This is a genomic window from Pseudalkalibacillus decolorationis (assembly GCF_024609785.1).
In the GTDB taxonomy this organism is placed as follows: Bacteria; Bacillota; Bacilli; order Bacillales; family Fictibacillaceae; genus Pseudalkalibacillus; species Pseudalkalibacillus decolorationis.
This window is the reverse complement of the sequence record NZ_JANHJQ010000007.1, coordinates 155,088-171,283: the sequence shown is the minus strand read 5'-3', so window position 1 is coordinate 171,283 and position 16,196 is coordinate 155,088. Positions and strand designations below refer to the sequence as shown.

Below are 16,196 nucleotides of genomic sequence, written 5' to 3'. Positions count from 1 at the left end.
TACTACTTTATTTTATTAAGTGGAGAATTTCCGATTGTACCGATCCTGCGTATTTTCATGTCTACTTTTACTTCAACGGGCATGTCAACAAATTGCTGATTCCAATCTTTTTTGACCTTTTTCCAAAAGTCAGGATTAGAACGATGGATCGCTTCACCAAAGCCAAACATATCGACTTCAAACTCTTCCTGTGCTTTCGATATAGCTGCTTCTATCGTTCCTTTGATATCTTGTTCCACTTTCTTCTCTAACTGATCGATCGTTTTCGTTTTCGTTAAATCAAGTTTCTTGCACTGGACCTCAGCGACGTTTCCTTCTGCTCGTATTTGAACTGTTCCCTTTGGGCTTCCGTTCTGTACAGTTCCATTAAGGTTGGCTTTCGTTCGAATCAGCTCGATTCCTACTTTTTTTTCACTCCCTTCTGTACAGGGTACTTCAACGATCGTACTATTGACTTTCCCTTGCGTATAGTTGAATCCTTTACTTTCCTTTTCACTTAACCAGCCGATTAGTTTATCACCTTTAAAAACACTTATTCCCTTATATTGCAATAAGGAGTCGGGCTCAATTTGTTCAACATTCTTTTTCGACTCACCAGTTTTTTGATCTCCTTTGATTTGAACTCCGGTAATACTAGGCTGTATCCCTTTACTTACTAGGTCTGCAATCAGTTCATCCAAGGTGATCGTTTTCGTCGGTGCCCATGCTTTCTCCGATGTTTCAAGGGAAGCATATAGCTTGTTTGCCGGGATTGTTTCCAAAGTTGTCAAGACTTTCAGTATGTTTTCTGCTTTCGTTCCTTTAGCAACAACAATAAAATAATCCGTTCGAAGTTCTTGATCTCTTGACAGAAGATCCAATACTTTACCGATTCCTTCTTTTGCTAATTCTTCTCCTATTACTAATACACGAAGATGAGCCCCATACAGCTTCCTCGGAGCAATCGTTGTAACCCTTCTAATCGCCTCAAGTAAGGTACTTCCGGTTTCTTGATACGTTGATACGGGTGTTTTCCCTGCTCCTACAGATTTAGCAGCCACTTCACCTGGGTTAACGACTTGAGCGGTGACTACATATTGATCGTCGGATTTGTCGATACCCATTGCTACCATAATCGCCAGTTCATTTAACTCTATTCGGTTCCAACAACCAGATAAAAGGGTGAGTGATAAAACGGGAATAATCAACAATCCTAGTGATCGCCTCATTCGTGAGCCTCCTTTCGCTCTACAGTACTCCTAAACAAAATTGGAAGAACCAAAATTGAATAAGCTATTTCAATATATTCATCATTGCATCACTGAACGGTTTGTAAACCGCTATTATCCAATCAAGAGGGTTCGGAATATTGACAGCTAAACTCTTTGCAATGCTTAATCCGACTCCAAAAATGAGCAAGAGGAAAAACACCCATAGCTCTTTTTTCTGTTTGCTTTTCCAAAGTGACGGAACTTCGAAAATGATGATCAATAATGCGATTAAAAGTATTCCTGCAATGCCCCACATATCGAAGTTACTCCTTTATCACAATTGTGTTCCGATTCATTTTCGTATATCTTTTCAACCTCTATTTTTGTTCCTTAGGTCTTGGTTTTGGACTATCTTCACGCTCTACATTTTTTTGGCTAATTAATCGTGGACGTGATAATAATGCCCATCTCGGAAATCGGAAGAACGCATCCTTTTGATCTTCAGCAATAAAAGGTGCAAATGGAGACATATAAGGTACACCGAATGAACGTAAACTACACAGGTGAAGGACGAGAGCGATCAAGCCGATAATAATCCCAAATAAACCAAACGAAGCAGCCAATGCCATGAATATAAAGCGCAGCATTCTTACTGAAATGGCGATGTTGAAGGAGCTAATTATAAAGCTTGAAATTGCCGTAATCGCTACAACAATAACCATTGCTGCAGATACAATTCCGGCTTCAACCGCGGCTGTTCCGATAACGAGTGTTCCAACAATCGAAATCGCTTGGCCAATCGCCTTTGGCATTCGAACACCAGCTTCTCGCAAAATTTCAAAGGTCACTTCCATCATGAGTGCTTCAATGAATGCTGGGAAAGGAACCCCTTCACGTTGAGCCGCAAGGCTAATGAGCAGCCCAGTCGGTAGCATCTCCTGATGAAACGTAGTAATCGCGATGTATAATGACGGAGCGAGCAGTGCAATAAAGAAACCGAGAAAACGAAGTAGACGAAGAATCGTTGTAATATCTGCCCGTTGATAATAATCATCCGCTGTCTGAAAAAATTGAATAAACAGGGCTGGAACCAAAAGGGCATGTGGGGTTCCGTCAACAAAAATTGCAATGCGCCCCTCTAAAAGGGCTCCAGCTGTTACATCAGGACGCTCCGTATGGAAAATAGTAGGGAAAGGTGTATATGTCTCATCCTGGATCAATTCTTCGATATAGCCAGTTTCTAAGATACTGTCAATTTCGATACGGTCAAGACGCTCCCGGACTTCATCTACCACTTTGTCATTGGCGATTCCGTTCATGTATGCAATCGATATGTCCGTTTTTGTTACTGTCCCTATTTTTTTTGATTCCAACCAAAGGTTCTGATCCTTGATTTTACGTCGTAACAATGCTGTATTCGTACGTAAATTCTCCGTATAAGCTTCTTTAGGACCACGAACTGTATTTTCAATGGTTGCCTCCGGGACGCCGCGGTCTTTCCCGCCCTTCATACCAATCGCGTACCCTTGCGCGAATCCGTCTAATAAAAAAATGACCTTTCCCGATAAAAGAGATGCAAAAAGAACATCATAATCGGTTATATCTTTAATGTCTCCAACTGTAAGGACAGAATCTTTGAAGTATTGCAAAGGGTTTTGTTTATAGGAATCATTTGTATCTAAATCTGCTTTCCTGATATCCACCATAAGAGATTCCAAAATAAAATTTTGATTGGATACGTTATCAATCAATCCTTCTGTAAATAATACGCCCGCTTTCAAATTACCATCTTGTCCTATATGAATCTCTCTGACGATGATGTCATCACTATTTCCTGTTTTATCTTTTACATGTTGGATGTTTTCATTTAGGTTTCTATTTAAACCGTTATTCTCCGTGGAATCCGAATTGTTTTGTTTTTGTTTAGACAACGATTTCGTTCGCCTTCTTAACGATTTTTTTGTAAATCTCATACTTCCCCCTTGGACACTTTTCCTCTCATTATCTCCTATTTTTGTTGTATTAAACTCATCTCTTAGAAAAGCCCTCATATACAGAATAGTGTTTTTAAAACTAGTTTTTTTGCTTAGAGTCTAAAGTTATAACTAAATCAATTTACTAATTGAGAAGATGAGTACAAAAAAGTGAACACTAAAAAACCCTGCTCTACCGTATGGAGCGGGGTTTTATATTTTTTTAATTGGTAATAACTTATAATGGTGTGTCACATAAAGGGGGATCGTATGAACAAGGAAAAAATTAATATAGGCCAATTGTTTACATGGGTTGCAATGTATCAACTTGGTAGCGCTATTATCATTAACTTGGGGATGAACGCGAAGCAAGATGCCTGGCTGGTCATCCTTGTTGCCATGGTTATAGGGACCCTTGCCTTTTTTCTTATTTACGGTTCTCTCTTCCACCTGTATCCACATCTTCCCTTGACAGGTTACACACAGATCATTCTTGGTAAATATATTGGTTGGTCTTTAGGCTTTATGTATCTTCTTTATTTTATTTATGCTAGCTCAAGAAACTTACGCGATTTCGGAGCACTGATTCTTACTTCTGGGTATGATGAAACACCGCTATTTGTCGTCCATGTGATAATGATCATGACACTTGTTTATGGTATCCGTCTAGGTATTGAAGTGTATGCACGAGCAGCTCAGATGTTCTTTATGTTTTTTATTTCCCTTTATATTTTTGGGGTTATACTGTTGATATTTTCTGGCGTAATTGACTTCAAGAACTTAATGCCGGTTCTAGGAAATGGTTGGCAACCAGTTGTAACTACAGCGTTTCCGTTGACGTATACATTTCCTTTTGGCGAGATGATTGCCTTTACCATGCTGCTACCCTATTTAAATAAATCGCAATCAGCAGTTAAAGTCGGTGTTGCTGGAATGATTATCAGTGGAATAATTTTGAGTTTGACCGTTTCTCTCAATATATCGGTTCTAGGATTAGAAGCAGCCGAACGGTCCATATTCCCTTTAATAAAAACGGTTGGTGAAATAAATATAGGCCATCTTTTACAGCGTATGGATGCCATTGCTCTCCTGATTTTCGTGATAACTAGTTTTTTTAAGATCGGTACTTTTTTTTTCGTAGCAGTAATTGCAGCATCTGACTTATTTAAAGTGCAGAAATACGGGAAGCTTGCTCTGCCTATCGGAATAATAATCCTTTTTTCTTCTATGATCATGGCGAGTAACTTTAGCGAGCATTTAAAAGAAGGATTAGAAATCGTTCCGCCTTATATCCATATCCCTTTCCAACTAGGGATACCTTTGCTACTTCTAATGGTTGCCCTTTTTCGTAAACGTTTCAATCGCGGACACTAATGTATTGCTGTTCATAGTGCGTTGTAAGGATGAGTTAACAATTGTTCAATCTAATCCTTTTGCTTCGGCTTCTTAAAGGTAGAGAAAATGGTATTTTTCAATAAAAGTAAAAACAAAACGAGAATGATAAAATACTCTGGTGGCGTCATAAGAAAAAAAGGGTTCTTTATATTAGTTAATACCCCCCGGATGCCGGATCCCATAATCACATCTATAAGAAAATCAAAACCGATGCTTAATACAAATAATAAGAGGAAAATGCCGAGTAGTTTCATTTTTATAAATATAGCTCCTTTTGTATTAAGTTGTTAGGCGCATCATTCCTTGTATTTCTTCAAACGTTCGGATTTTTCTTTTAGCATTTGTAACATCAGCTTTTTTAATCCAGGGGCCTCGGCACATGCCCATAAATTAATTAATTTATAAGGAATACTGCTGTGCTATCGGTTGAGTAAAATCCCTCTTAAATCTATCTTCTTCATAAAGAACTCAAAAATCCTCTGTCCTATCTCCAGGTGATATTAAAGGTAAATAGCACAATAAATGCTGCCCACTAAAGGAACATTAAAAAAGCTCACCCAGTCGTTTGTAGGGTAAGCTAAAGTCTTGTTCGTCAAGTGTTCCAGTTATAATGTTGTTCGCTCTCATTTATGGTGAAAAGGGCATTTCCTTCTAATGGTTCCATGTCAACGCCAATAAAATATTGTTTCCATTCACGATGGTTGGGATCGCCATAGTGGCTGATGTTAAAGTGCTTTGGAAGCCGATCCCATTTCTCGACGGGTTCCCTTACTTTTTCACGAGACATTAACAATTCAAACAGTGACTTATAAACATTATTCGTATGTATCCTTAGATAATAATCCAGTTCTTTTGAGTCAGTTCCCTACAACATTTAACCAGTAAGAACATCTCCAGATGGATAACGAATCTTTTCTTTTTCTTGCTGCGCAACGGATAACATGATCGTTAATGGACCGATAAGGCCAAGATACATCATGAACATGATAACTATTTTTCCGATAAAGGTGAGACTCCCTGTTGCTCCCATTGACAAACCTACTGTCCCAAACGCAGAAACAACTTCGAACAATAGTGGCATTAAAGGAATATTTTCGGTAATCAATAAAGTAAATAACGCTAGAAATATAAACGTCAAACTGGTAATTACAATTGCCAGTGCACGATAAACGATCGAGACATCGATCCTTCTATTAAAGACATTAGGGTTTTGTTTCTTCTGCTTTAAAAAAGTACCTACAGCAAGCAAAATAATAATAAAAGTCGTCAGTTTAATACCACCACCAGTGGATACGCTCCCAGCTCCTATAAACATCAACAAAATTGTAAATATAAGCGATGACTCTTCCATATCCCCCGTTGGGATAGTGTTAAAACCTGCTGTTCTCGGTGAAATCCCTTGAAAATAGGATGCCCACCACTTTCCCGAGGCAGATAAATCCCCCAATGTGTTCGGGTTATCCATTTCAAGTAAAAAGATGATTAGAATTGATACGGAATTTATGATAATGGTTCCGACAATCATAATTTTGGAATGGAGTGTTAGTGACCTGAAGTTTTTGGAGTACCATAAATCGTGTAATACTGTAAAACCAAGCCCCCCTGTAATAATCATGAGTGTGATAATTAAATTCACGACTGGATCTCCAACATATTTCGTTAGGCTGTCAGGCCAAAGAGCAAAACCAGCATTATTAAACGCGGCAATAATATGAAACAAACTATAATATAAACCTTTCCAGAAACCCATTTCTGGGATCCAACGTATCGATAGTAAAATGACACCAATTCCTTCAATTGCTAGTGCGAAAAGAAGAACTCGTTTCACTAATTTAACGATACCGCCAATTGGTGTTTGCAGCTGCTCTTGAATGATTAACCGCTGTCTTAAACCAATTCGTTTACCCAAAACAATGATAATTAAAATAGCAAATGTCATAAAGCCAAGTCCACCGGTATGAATTAATCCTAGGATGACAAATTGTCCAAATAACGTATAAGCGGTGTTTGTATCAACAACCCACAAACCGGTTACAGTCGTAGCAGATGCAGATGTAAAAAACGCATCAATCCAGCTAACCGGCTCTTTTGTCGAGATGGGTAGCTTTAATAGTAGACCTCCTAATAGTATAAGGATCAGGAATCCAATTCCTAAAATTTGTGGTGGGTTAAGTTTTACGGATCTAATACGATGTCTTATAAGTTTTTCTAAGTCCATACATACACCTCTTTACCAATATCGTTTTGAAGACTTGAAGATAAGTAAATTTTATACAACACTCCTATAATCCTTTTTCTTCAAACCGATTTAAATCTTCGTTACTTCCGATGACGATTAAGATATCTCCTTCTTGGATAACCTCATCCGCAGAAGGAGATATCAGAATTTGTTCTTCTCTCTTAATGCCGACAATATTACACCCATATTTGGCACGTACATCTATGTCCATTAAGGTTTGATTATCAACCTTTTTAGTTGCAACCATTTCAAGAATACTGTGATCTTTTGAAAGCTCTATATAATCAAGAATTTTTTCTGAAACGACATGATGGGCTAAGCGCCTTGCGATGTCTCGTTCTGGATGAATCACTCGATCTGCACCAATTTTCTCCAAAACTTTTCGATGATATTTTGATTGCGCTTTTGTCCAAACCGTTTGAACCCCTATTTCTTTCAATACTAATGTCGTTAGGATACTGGATTGAATATCGTCACCAAGAGATACCACGACAAGGTCAAAATTGCGAACACCTAACGCCTTCAGTACTCCTTCATCTGTAGAATCGGCAAGAATGGTATGCGTTGCAATAGAGGAATATTCATCTACTTTATCAGGATTTGTATCTACTGCTAACACTTCTGTACCAAGTTCACTGAATTCCTTACATAAACTTCCTCCAAAGTTCCCAAGACCTATTAATGCAACTTGCTTTTGTTTTCTCTTCATCTACAAATACTCCTCTGTAACATGATTTAATGTATGAAAGATGATTATTCCATCGAAAATGTGTTGTCATGTATAATATGAGACTCCAAGACTGAAAATAAACATTTTGAACAACCTCTTTAAGATCAAATACAATTCAAAAAGAAATCACTGCATTAAAAAAAGCCCAAGAGAACAAGATCCTCTTATGGCTTAGAAAGCTCAAGAAAGAAACCGTGCATTGCACGTGCTTGTGTTCTCTTCAAACGCTTACGAGGTTAGCTGTCGGATTCGGACGTAAAGAGTCGCCCTACCTTATAAAAGGATTCACCCCAAAGCGGCGATTGCCACATAAAGATTGGTTCCCCCGTTCCCAATGGAATTTAGCGATTAAGATAAATTGGAAACTGCTTATTCATTTTAGATGAGATTTATACTACTCCGGTCTCTATCAACTGTAAAGGAGCAAATAACATCAAATTCTGGTAAATACGGTTATTTAGTCAATTAAAACACATATTCCCTCTATTTATTGAGATTTATCGGCTAATTCCTTCGTATTATCGATCCATTCAACAAATTCTTTTTAGATGTTCCCTGTTTTTCGTGAAATAATATCCATTATATCCCCTAATCTAAATTGTTTAAATACGTTACTGCTTCATTCAAGCTGGCAACTGGCACTACCCCGGCATTAGTTTAGACCATTAGTTAAGCTGAATCCAATAACGTCGCACTATATTCCCGTCCTCTTCCGAAAATTCATTTTCGAGAACTCCACCGTTTTTAAGAATAGTCCTTTCGGAGCCTTTGTTATCCTTATTGCAAGTGACAAGTACCTTTTCCAAACCGAGATCAGCAGTTTTTTGCAAAGACTCTTCTAGGATTTTCGTTGCATAACCTCGTCGTCTTTCAGATGGCCGCACCCCATAACCGATATGCCCGCCGATGTTTAATAACTTTTCAGTAAGGCTGTGTCGGATGTTCACCGCGCCAAGTATTCTTTTATTTTCGTCCACAAGCCAATAATTTGAATGTTGAACCCATCCTTCTGGAGTATTCTCTTCTTTCTCAGAATCAATGAGAAATTGGACAAGCTTTTCAAAGTCTGTGGGATCTTCCTTCACAACCCAAGGTACAATGCTTTCTCCGCTAGACATCCACTCTTGATAAAATAGTATGTACTCTTTCTTAAGCTCAACATTGGGTCTGATTAGTTGAATCTTTTCTGCCATCTGTATCCCCTACCCCATCTGTAAATTTCACCTATTTTAGCATACCACTAGCAAATATTTCTGGCACATGCTTCTTTATACTTATGTATTGTATGTTTTAATAGAATTGCGGATAAGCACTGTATTAAAACCATAAAAAAAAGCACTCAACAGCCAAATGGATTGGTGCTGCTAAATGCTTTCGTTATTGTAAATGTTTTTTCTTTCTGTTCGTGTGAACTATGGTAGTTTTATAGATAACTTCGCTTAATGATTTCACGATGATGGAGCTCATGACCAGCAATAACATATCCCAATGCACGTGCAGTAGTTGGTTGACTCATAACTGTTCCAGTGCGCATCAATGCATTGTCCGAAAGACAGGTGATCAAAGAAATGGTGCTTTGCCGGACTACAGACAATTCTGTAATGATATCTGAGAGTTCCAGACGATCATACTCCGCATTGCTAACGTATGAATCTTTATCAAATGATGGGTACGTCGTCGTATCCCCTCGAGCAACTACAAGTAAGTAATAGCTCATCACTCTTTCGATATCAGCAATGTGCCCCACTACTTCTTTCAGGCTCCATTTTCCCTTTTCATATCGATATTCTCCTTTTTCGATTGGTATACTTTTAAGAAAATCATTCATTTCAGTTTGTTGTCTCTTCAAAGTTTTAAGCAAATCATCATCAGGAACAAGTCCTATATACCTTTCAAGATACGGGTTGTATTCACTTGATTTCGGACGATTAAGCATTATAATTGCCTCCAAACATATACCTTCAGCTCAGCCCTTAATATTATTGATAAGAATATGACATTAAGAATGTGTTTCGGTTTTTGAACCGGAGTGTACACTACCATGTTGCAAAAATTGTAATGTTGCCGTCCCGAGCATGTTTGCTGCTACAAGCAGACTGCGTTCATCGATGTTAAACTTTGGATGATGATGTGGGTAGGTTACATCCCAGTTCGGATCTTGGGCTCCTGTGAAGAAGAATGTTCCTTTTACATGTTGCAGATAATACGCGTAATCTTCTCCACCCATTTCTGGTGCACATTCCGTTACATTGGTTACGCCAGGCACTGATTTAGCAACTTCTGCCACAAAAGCTGTTTCATCTGGATGGTTGACTACTGCCGGATAGCCACGGAAAAATTGATACGTATATTCTGCATCAGTCATGACACACGTTCCTTTGACGACCCTTTCAATCTCCTTTTCCAGGAAATTACGGACATCATCATTAAACGTTCGCACCGTTCCAGTGAGTTTAGCCGTATCCGCAATTACGTTAAATGCATTGACCGCTTCAAATGCACCGACTGAGATAACCGCTGACTCGAGTGGATCAACTCTTCGGCTTACGAGTTGCTGGAGATTCGTGACCAGTTGAGATCCGATTACAATGGCGTCTTTTGTCAGGTGAGGCTGTGCTCCATGGCCGCCCTTTCCTTGGATTGTAACTTCGAATCGGTCAGCAGCAGCCATGATCGGACCTGTACGATATCTGATTTCTCCTTGTGGACTCGTTACCCAGAGATGTGTTCCGAAAATGACATCCACACCTTCCAAGCAACCATCTTCGATCATTGCGATTGCACCGCCTGGTTGATATTCTTCGGCATGCTGGTGAATGAATACAACTGTTCCCTCCAACTCATCCTTCATGCTATTTAATACCTTGGCGAGGACAAGGAGAGTTGATGTGTGTCCATCATGTCCACATGCATGCATTTTACCGTCCACTTTTGACTTATAAGGGACATCGTTTTCCTCATGTATGGGGAGTGCATCGAAGTCAGCCCGAAGTGCAACCGTTTTTCCCGGTTTAGCGCCTTTCAGCTTCGCGACAACCCCGCGCCCGCCAACACCTGTACGAACCTCATGTCCTAATTTTTCATGATATGCAGCAATGTATTTCGGTGTTTCGACTTCTTCAAACGATAGCTCCGGATGTTGATGGAGATAGCGGCGGATTTCCACCATCTCTTCATAATGCTCTTGTAACTTTTCATATAGCTTTTCCATGCCATTTCATCCCCTTTTAAAGAAAACTTGGTAAGGCCAAGCCTTTGGCGTCGACTGAGCCTTAGTTGCACTGATACTATAGAAAGTATTATTTATACTTTCTTAATGTGTAAAAAAGAATTCGTATACAGCCGAACTTTTATGGTAATTCTTAATCTTTTAACAATTTCTATATATCAGTTGAAAATTCCTTCGAAAAGCGTAATATTGTTTTTAATAATAAATATCTACTAGGAGTGTGACATAGAATGACCACAGAATTGCATTTGGAAGATAGCTATGCAAAAACGTGTGAAGCGAATGTAATACAAATTGATGGAGACAAGGTGGCACTCGATCGGACGGTCTTCTATCCAACCGGTGGAGGTCAAGAGCATGACACTGGACACCTCATTCAGGACGGAAATGAATTCGAAGTGTATAAGGTGAAAAAAGAGGGCGGTATCCCCGTTCATTATTTAAAAAATCCAGAGGGACTGAGCGTTGGAGCAGTCGAAGCAACGATTGACTGGGAGCGGAGATTCGGGTTAATGAGACACCATTCACTTCTCCACGTTCTTGCGGCAGTATTGAATACAGAACGAGGGTCTCTGTGTACAGGAAATCAAATTTATCCAGATCGTGCACGGATTGATTTGACCGAAATCAGTGAGTTATCCAACGATAAGCTGGAAAGTGCAATTATGAAGGCAAACGAAGAAATCCAATACAATCACCCTATATCCGTGAGGGTCCTACCTCGGGATGAAGCGGAGCAAATATCGGGTGCGATCAAAACCGTAGTCAATCTGATTCCTCCTGCTGTAAAGGACATCCGTTTGGTTCGAATTGGTGATATTGATGAGCAGGCTTGTGGTGGGACACATGTCAAAGATACAGCCGAAATTGGTGTGTTTACGCTAGAGAAAGTGAAAAACAAAGGAAAAGGAATCACTCGATTGGAAGTAAGGGTAGCGAATTAAGCTGAAACATTACGGTTTGGATCAATATTATTAGTACCATTGAAATAAGTCCGTGTTTCAAATCATGCGAATACTAATAAATATAATAGGTCCAGTACTGTACGTAGTCATTTAACTATGAAACAACTAGCTTCATTGCTCATAAGTGGCTGGATTTCCGTACAAACGGAAATCCTTCATTTATTAGGAAGGCTTCTCTGTATAATTCATTCTTACAACCTCAAGAAACGTTTCGACCTCTTTTCTCGACCGCAAAATAATAACGTTCTTGTTAGCTTTATAGCTTGCTATTTTTTCGAGCAGCTGCGGTCTTCGGTTTTTCCGGAAGTTCCACACCCAGCGTATAAATTCCAGGTCCAGCTTTTCCTCACAGCCCTCGCCAATATCAGGACGCTCCTTTTTATGGTACATCCATCTTCTTTTTACAATTCGGTACATACAAGTAAGACGGGACATGTCGAGGAAAATGATTGTATCAGCTGAATTCAGACGTACATCCATGGTTGTTCCATAGTTCCCGTCGAAAATCCAGCTCTCCTTTTTTACTAGTTGTTCTTGAATGACACGGAGCTCTTCTCTTGGTGTTTCCACCCAACCAGGCTTCCAATTAATCTTGTCCAAATGAAAAACTTCAAGCTCGAGGACCTTGCCAAGCTGCCTTGAAAATGTTGATTTTCCTGCTCCCCCACATCCGATTATTGCAATCTTCCTCATAATTACCCCTCCCTACTTTTACTGATATAATAGTTTCCCAGTTTATAGAAGATTAACATTATTTCTCTATTAAGCATGGAATTTAATATTAATGTAGAAATATAAATACATCAAGGATTAGACCGTTTATTTCAAAAAAAGAACCAATGACAGTTTTCTTCTACTGGAAAAAAAGAAACCCTCATTTTGACGAATGAATGAAATCATTGGTTTTAACCCTGCACTTTCTAAAGGAAAAAAACGTACTCTATCGAATTGGAATGTATAAAACACAATGGACGGAGTTGATGCTAAATGAATATAATCATCAGTGTTATTGTTGGCACACTTGCATTGGCAGGTTTTATTGACTGGAGACGCAAGCGGAACAAAAATGAGGGAGAGCGTCCAATCAACCCTCATTCCAAACCAGGAGAAGATTCGAATTATACAATGGGTGATAACCGGCATACGAACGATAATTTTTAACGAAATTAGATACTTAATATTGCTGTTTCTATCCTAATTACGCCTGACTTTTTGCGTTACAAACTTGGTCAAAGGTCTGGACAAATAACCCGTCACCTTCCAACCATTCAGCAAGAAAGACATTTTTAACATTTTTTATCCCTTGTTCCTTTAGCTGGAGGTATAGCCAGTCCTCGCTTCGGCCAATATCTTCTAATTCATCCTTTAATAATTGTCCATCTCTAATCATTGTGATTGGAACATAGACAGATTTGTTCGCTAGTTTGAAATCTTCTTGGGTCGTTTTTTGATATTTTGATTTTTTGATTAAGCTGATTGATCCGTTTGCTTCTAAATAACAATAGGCGACCTCACGTATTGAGAAGGTTTCAGACTGTCGTAATAAACTCTGGAGCTGATTGATATTCATCCGGTTTTTCTTAAGCTGTTCCCGATTAATCACGCCATTTCTTATAAGTACAGAGGGTTTTCCTTCAAATAACAGTCGTAATTTTAAAACTTTCTGACTTGCAATCTCGACTAAGGATAACAGCAAAGCCCATAACGTCATTGAATAAATGATATATCCAACACCAATTTTATCGTCGTATAATGCATTACCCAACAACTCCCCTAGCACAATTGCTGCGATAAACGTAAAAGGTGTAATTTGTTTTATAATCTTTTTGCCAAGGAACTTAATTAGCATAAATAAGAGGAAAAATCCAACGATTAGTTCAACTGTTAAAAAAAATAAGTTCATGTTTAAACAAACTCCTATCGTGAGCAGATAGTACAGTTTTATCCATTTGTACAAATCTTAACCCTTTAGATCTACTCTGAAATCCCTATAATAGAAATCCAATAGGAATGATTTATACTTACTCATCAAAAAAAGTGTGTAACAAAATACCATGTTCGATCGTATATACATTATCCGTTTTTAATAGGAGGAAAACTGATGTTTACAATTCCAGAAGAACTACTATTGCTTGCCCTTGATGATGAAAAAGGAACTGTCGTCTTTTCAGCTCTAAGTTCTTTGAATTACGGTCTAGCAGGAGCAATTTTTGCCGAATTAACGATACTCGAACGCATTACACTTGAGGATAAAAAAATTGTAGTAACCAACGAGGCACCAACTGGCGATACAGTCCTTGACGATGTCTTGAGGAGAATTAAAGAATCACCAAAAGAAAGGACTGTAGACCACTGGATCCAAAACTCAACCAGCTGGATCCCCCAAGTCAAGAAAGACCTTTTGGGTAATTTGGTCAAAAAAGGCGTACTAGAAGAAAAGGAAGAGAAGGTATTGTGGATCTTTACTAGTCACAAATATCCTACTGATGAGGAAGCATCTGAACAGCAAATCCGAAAACATATTTATAAAAGTGTTTTTGAAAACGAAGAAACAGATGCAAGGAGTGGCATCCTGCTTAGCTTAGTTAAAGCCTGCAACCTTGTGGAGGAAGTTTTCACAAAGGATAAAAGAAAAGAAGCGAAGAAACGGATTGATGAGCTCAATCAAAAAAACGATTACGCTAAAGCCGTTCATTCCTCTATTGAAGCAATGCAGATGGCCGTCTTCTTAGCTTGTACCACGGCTATTACCATCTCGGCTTCGAGCTCAGGAAGCGGTGGATCGTAACTATTTTATTTTTTCTGCAAAAAGTAGCAGGATAAAGGTCTTGATACGCTCGATGAAGGACAAAATAGGAATTTAACTAGTGAAATGTCCTTCATACGAGCGATGAAGGACAAAACAAACAGAAAAACCAGTGTGTAGTCCTTCATACTGGAAATGAAGCAGTATGAAGGGTCTAGTCCTCCATACTGCTTTGTTTTTCTTCTATTTTCATGATGGTCTGTTTCACCTGCTCTCGTTTTCGTTTCGAGACCAATATATATAAAGTATCTTTAGGGTAAAGTATGGTATCCCCCATCGGAGTTATCAGTTCATCTTTACGGATGACTGCTGTTATCAGGGTATCATCAGGCAATGGTACGTCCACAATTTTTCGATGTGCAATGGCTGCCCCTTCGTCAATTTGGATTTCCATCATTTCATTTTTTGTTTTTCCGATTGAAACCAATTCAAGACTGTGCGGTACCTCCACCTTATCCCCTTTCGAAAAACCGAAATATTTTGCTAGTGGAGATATCGTGGCCCCTTGAATTAAGGCAGATGTAAAAACGACGAAAAATACGGCGTTGAAAATGAGGTCACTTTTTTCCAGATCAGCAACCATCGGGTACGTTGCTAAGACAATTGGAACAGCCCCTTTAAGACCTGCCCATGAGATGAATAGTTTCTCTTTCATATTGAAATTGCCCACAAGTAAACTCAGCAATACCCCGATTGGTCTAGCGACAAGCATTAATAGGAACGATAATAGTAGTCCTTCCCAAATAATATCAAGTAATTTGTTCGGAAATACGAGCAAACCTAATAGGATAAACATGACGATCTGCATCATCCATGCAAATCCTTCATTGAATTTTATTATTGAGTGACGGTATGTCATATCGTTGTTCCCGAGGAAAACGGCCATAATATAGACAGCGAGTAACCCACTTGCATTAAACAAGCTAGTGAGCCCGAATGTAAAGAGAGCCAAAGCGATCGACAATACCGGGTATAATCCTGAAGAGTCGAGATTAATATTATTAATAAACCACCCTGCCGTTTTTCCAAGAATAATACCAATTAGTAAACCGATTCCCATTTGCCAAAAGAAATCGAAAATAAGTTCACCTGGATTAATGTGTGGCAGCTGAATTAACTGCAAGAAGGATACGGTTAAAAAGATTGCCATCGGATCATTGGTACCCGATTCCGCCTCTAGCGTTGAGGTTAATTTTCGTTTAATATTCTTATTTCCTAGCGCCGCGAATACTGCAGCAGCATCTGTCGAACCAACAATCGCACCGAATAAAAGTCCTTCTAACCAGGTTAGATCAAGTATATATTTTGCCGCGACACCGATCACAAGTGTGGTTACAAGAACACCAATAGTGGCTAATGATAAGGATGGCTTGTAAACCTTCTTGATATTGCTCCATTTTGTTTGCAAACCACCCTCAAATAGGATAACAATTAAAGCAAAAGTCCCGATCAACTGGGTTAACAATGCATTATCGTAAAAAATATAATGACTTAAGACCATTCCGACAACAATAAACAAAACCAAGGAAGGTAATCCTAACTTTGAGGAGAATTTAGCACTAATAACTCCGATGATTAACAGTAACGAAATGAGTAAGACAGTACCATTGACTGTAAATTCCATTGTTCACTCCCCTTCACTTATAATTATATAAAAGTGAGTATCTGT

16 protein-coding genes, 1 pseudogene and 1 riboswitch are annotated in these 16,196 nt (G+C 38.8%); of the genes and pseudogenes, 4 read left to right on the top strand and 13 right to left on the bottom strand.

Annotated elements, in window-relative coordinates; genetic code table 11:
* Positions 1–2: 2 nt before the first annotated feature.
* The 3 genes from NON16_RS08820 to NON16_RS08810 form a co-directional block, all read right to left on the bottom strand.
* Positions 3–1,208 carry a Ger(x)C family spore germination protein gene (locus NON16_RS08820; protein WP_257348509.1) on the bottom strand — a complete coding sequence of 402 codons (1,206 nt, stop codon included), beginning with the start codon at positions 1,206–1,208 and terminating at the stop codon, positions 3–5.
* Positions 1,209–1,272: 64 nt separating this feature from the next.
* A complete protein-coding gene (locus tag NON16_RS08815; RefSeq protein ID WP_257348508.1) occupies positions 1,273–1,506 on the bottom strand; it encodes a hypothetical protein in 234 nt (77 codons plus the stop codon).
* Positions 1,507–1,567: 61 nt separating this feature from the next.
* A complete protein-coding gene (locus NON16_RS08810; RefSeq protein WP_257348507.1) occupies positions 1,568–3,163 on the bottom strand; it encodes a spore germination protein in 1,596 nt (531 codons plus the stop codon).
* Between the two features lie 270 nt (positions 3,164–3,433).
* Here NON16_RS08810 and NON16_RS08805 point away from each other — a divergent pair, with 270 nt between their 5' ends.
* Complete coding sequence (locus NON16_RS08805; protein ID WP_257348506.1) at positions 3,434–4,537, top strand: GerAB/ArcD/ProY family transporter; 1,104 nt, start codon at positions 3,434–3,436, stop codon at positions 4,535–4,537.
* A gap of 50 nt (positions 4,538–4,587) precedes the next feature.
* Here the strand turns inward: NON16_RS08805 and NON16_RS25890 are convergent, their stop codons facing one another.
* The 7 genes and pseudogenes from NON16_RS25890 to NON16_RS08775 form a co-directional block, all read right to left on the bottom strand.
* Entirely contained in the window at positions 4,588–4,812 is a 225-nt protein-coding gene (locus NON16_RS25890; RefSeq protein ID WP_486660015.1) for a YczF family membrane protein, read from the bottom strand.
* Positions 4,813–5,181: 369 nt separating this feature from the next.
* Positions 5,182–5,342, bottom strand: a pseudogene (locus NON16_RS08800) (YqcI/YcgG family protein); the annotation flags it as partial.
* Between the two features lie 90 nt (positions 5,343–5,432).
* The gene (locus tag NON16_RS08795) at positions 5,433–6,776 is read right to left on the bottom strand and encodes a TrkH family potassium uptake protein (protein ID WP_257348505.1); all 1,344 of its coding nucleotides are present in this window, start codon (positions 6,774–6,776) and stop codon (positions 5,433–5,435) included.
* 64 nt (positions 6,777–6,840) lie between these two features.
* Entirely contained in the window at positions 6,841–7,506 is a 666-nt protein-coding gene (locus NON16_RS08790) for a potassium channel family protein (protein WP_257348504.1), read from the bottom strand.
* 230 nt (positions 7,507–7,736) lie between these two features.
* A riboswitch (cyclic di-AMP (ydaO/yuaA leader) is annotated at positions 7,737–7,884 on the bottom strand.
* Positions 7,885–8,192: 308 nt separating this feature from the next.
* Positions 8,193–8,720 (bottom strand): GNAT family N-acetyltransferase, encoded by a 528-nt coding sequence (locus NON16_RS08785; RefSeq protein WP_257348503.1) that lies wholly within the window; start codon positions 8,718–8,720, stop codon positions 8,193–8,195.
* Positions 8,721–8,950: 230 nt separating this feature from the next.
* Positions 8,951–9,463 (bottom strand): DinB family protein, encoded by a 513-nt coding sequence (locus NON16_RS08780; RefSeq protein WP_257348502.1) that lies wholly within the window; start codon positions 9,461–9,463, stop codon positions 8,951–8,953.
* Between the two features lie 63 nt (positions 9,464–9,526).
* Positions 9,527–10,738, bottom strand: coding sequence for a M20 metallopeptidase family protein (locus tag NON16_RS08775; RefSeq protein WP_257348501.1), 1,212 nt, complete (start codon positions 10,736–10,738; stop codon positions 9,527–9,529).
* 248 nt (positions 10,739–10,986) lie between these two features.
* Here NON16_RS08775 and NON16_RS08770 point away from each other — a divergent pair, with 248 nt between their 5' ends.
* The gene (locus tag NON16_RS08770) at positions 10,987–11,700 is read left to right on the top strand and encodes an alanyl-tRNA editing protein (protein WP_257348499.1); all 714 of its coding nucleotides are present in this window, start codon (positions 10,987–10,989) and stop codon (positions 11,698–11,700) included.
* A gap of 183 nt (positions 11,701–11,883) precedes the next feature.
* On the opposite strand, the gene NON16_RS08765 is transcribed toward NON16_RS08770, so the two are convergent.
* On the bottom strand, positions 11,884–12,414 hold the full coding sequence (locus tag NON16_RS08765) for a DNA topology modulation protein (RefSeq protein WP_257348498.1): 531 nt from the start codon (positions 12,412–12,414) through the stop codon (positions 11,884–11,886).
* A 294-nt stretch (positions 12,415–12,708) separates the two neighbouring features.
* On the opposite strand from NON16_RS08765, the gene NON16_RS08760 reads away from it, so the two are divergent.
* Positions 12,709–12,882 (top strand): hypothetical protein, encoded by a 174-nt coding sequence (locus NON16_RS08760; RefSeq protein WP_257348496.1) that lies wholly within the window; start codon positions 12,709–12,711, stop codon positions 12,880–12,882.
* A gap of 37 nt (positions 12,883–12,919) precedes the next feature.
* Here NON16_RS08760 and NON16_RS08755 read toward each other — a convergent pair whose 3' ends face one another.
* Positions 12,920–13,624 (bottom strand): DUF421 domain-containing protein, encoded by a 705-nt coding sequence (locus NON16_RS08755; RefSeq protein WP_257348495.1) that lies wholly within the window; start codon positions 13,622–13,624, stop codon positions 12,920–12,922.
* Positions 13,625–13,822: 198 nt separating this feature from the next.
* Between NON16_RS08755 and NON16_RS08750 the strand changes: the two genes are divergently transcribed.
* A complete protein-coding gene (locus NON16_RS08750) occupies positions 13,823–14,509 on the top strand; it encodes a GOLPH3/VPS74 family protein (RefSeq protein ID WP_257348493.1) in 687 nt (228 codons plus the stop codon).
* A gap of 172 nt (positions 14,510–14,681) precedes the next feature.
* Here the strand turns inward: NON16_RS08750 and NON16_RS08745 are convergent, their stop codons facing one another.
* Positions 14,682–16,151, bottom strand: coding sequence for a potassium/proton antiporter (locus NON16_RS08745; protein ID WP_257348492.1), 1,470 nt, complete (start codon positions 16,149–16,151; stop codon positions 14,682–14,684).
* Positions 16,152–16,196 lie beyond the last annotated feature (45 nt).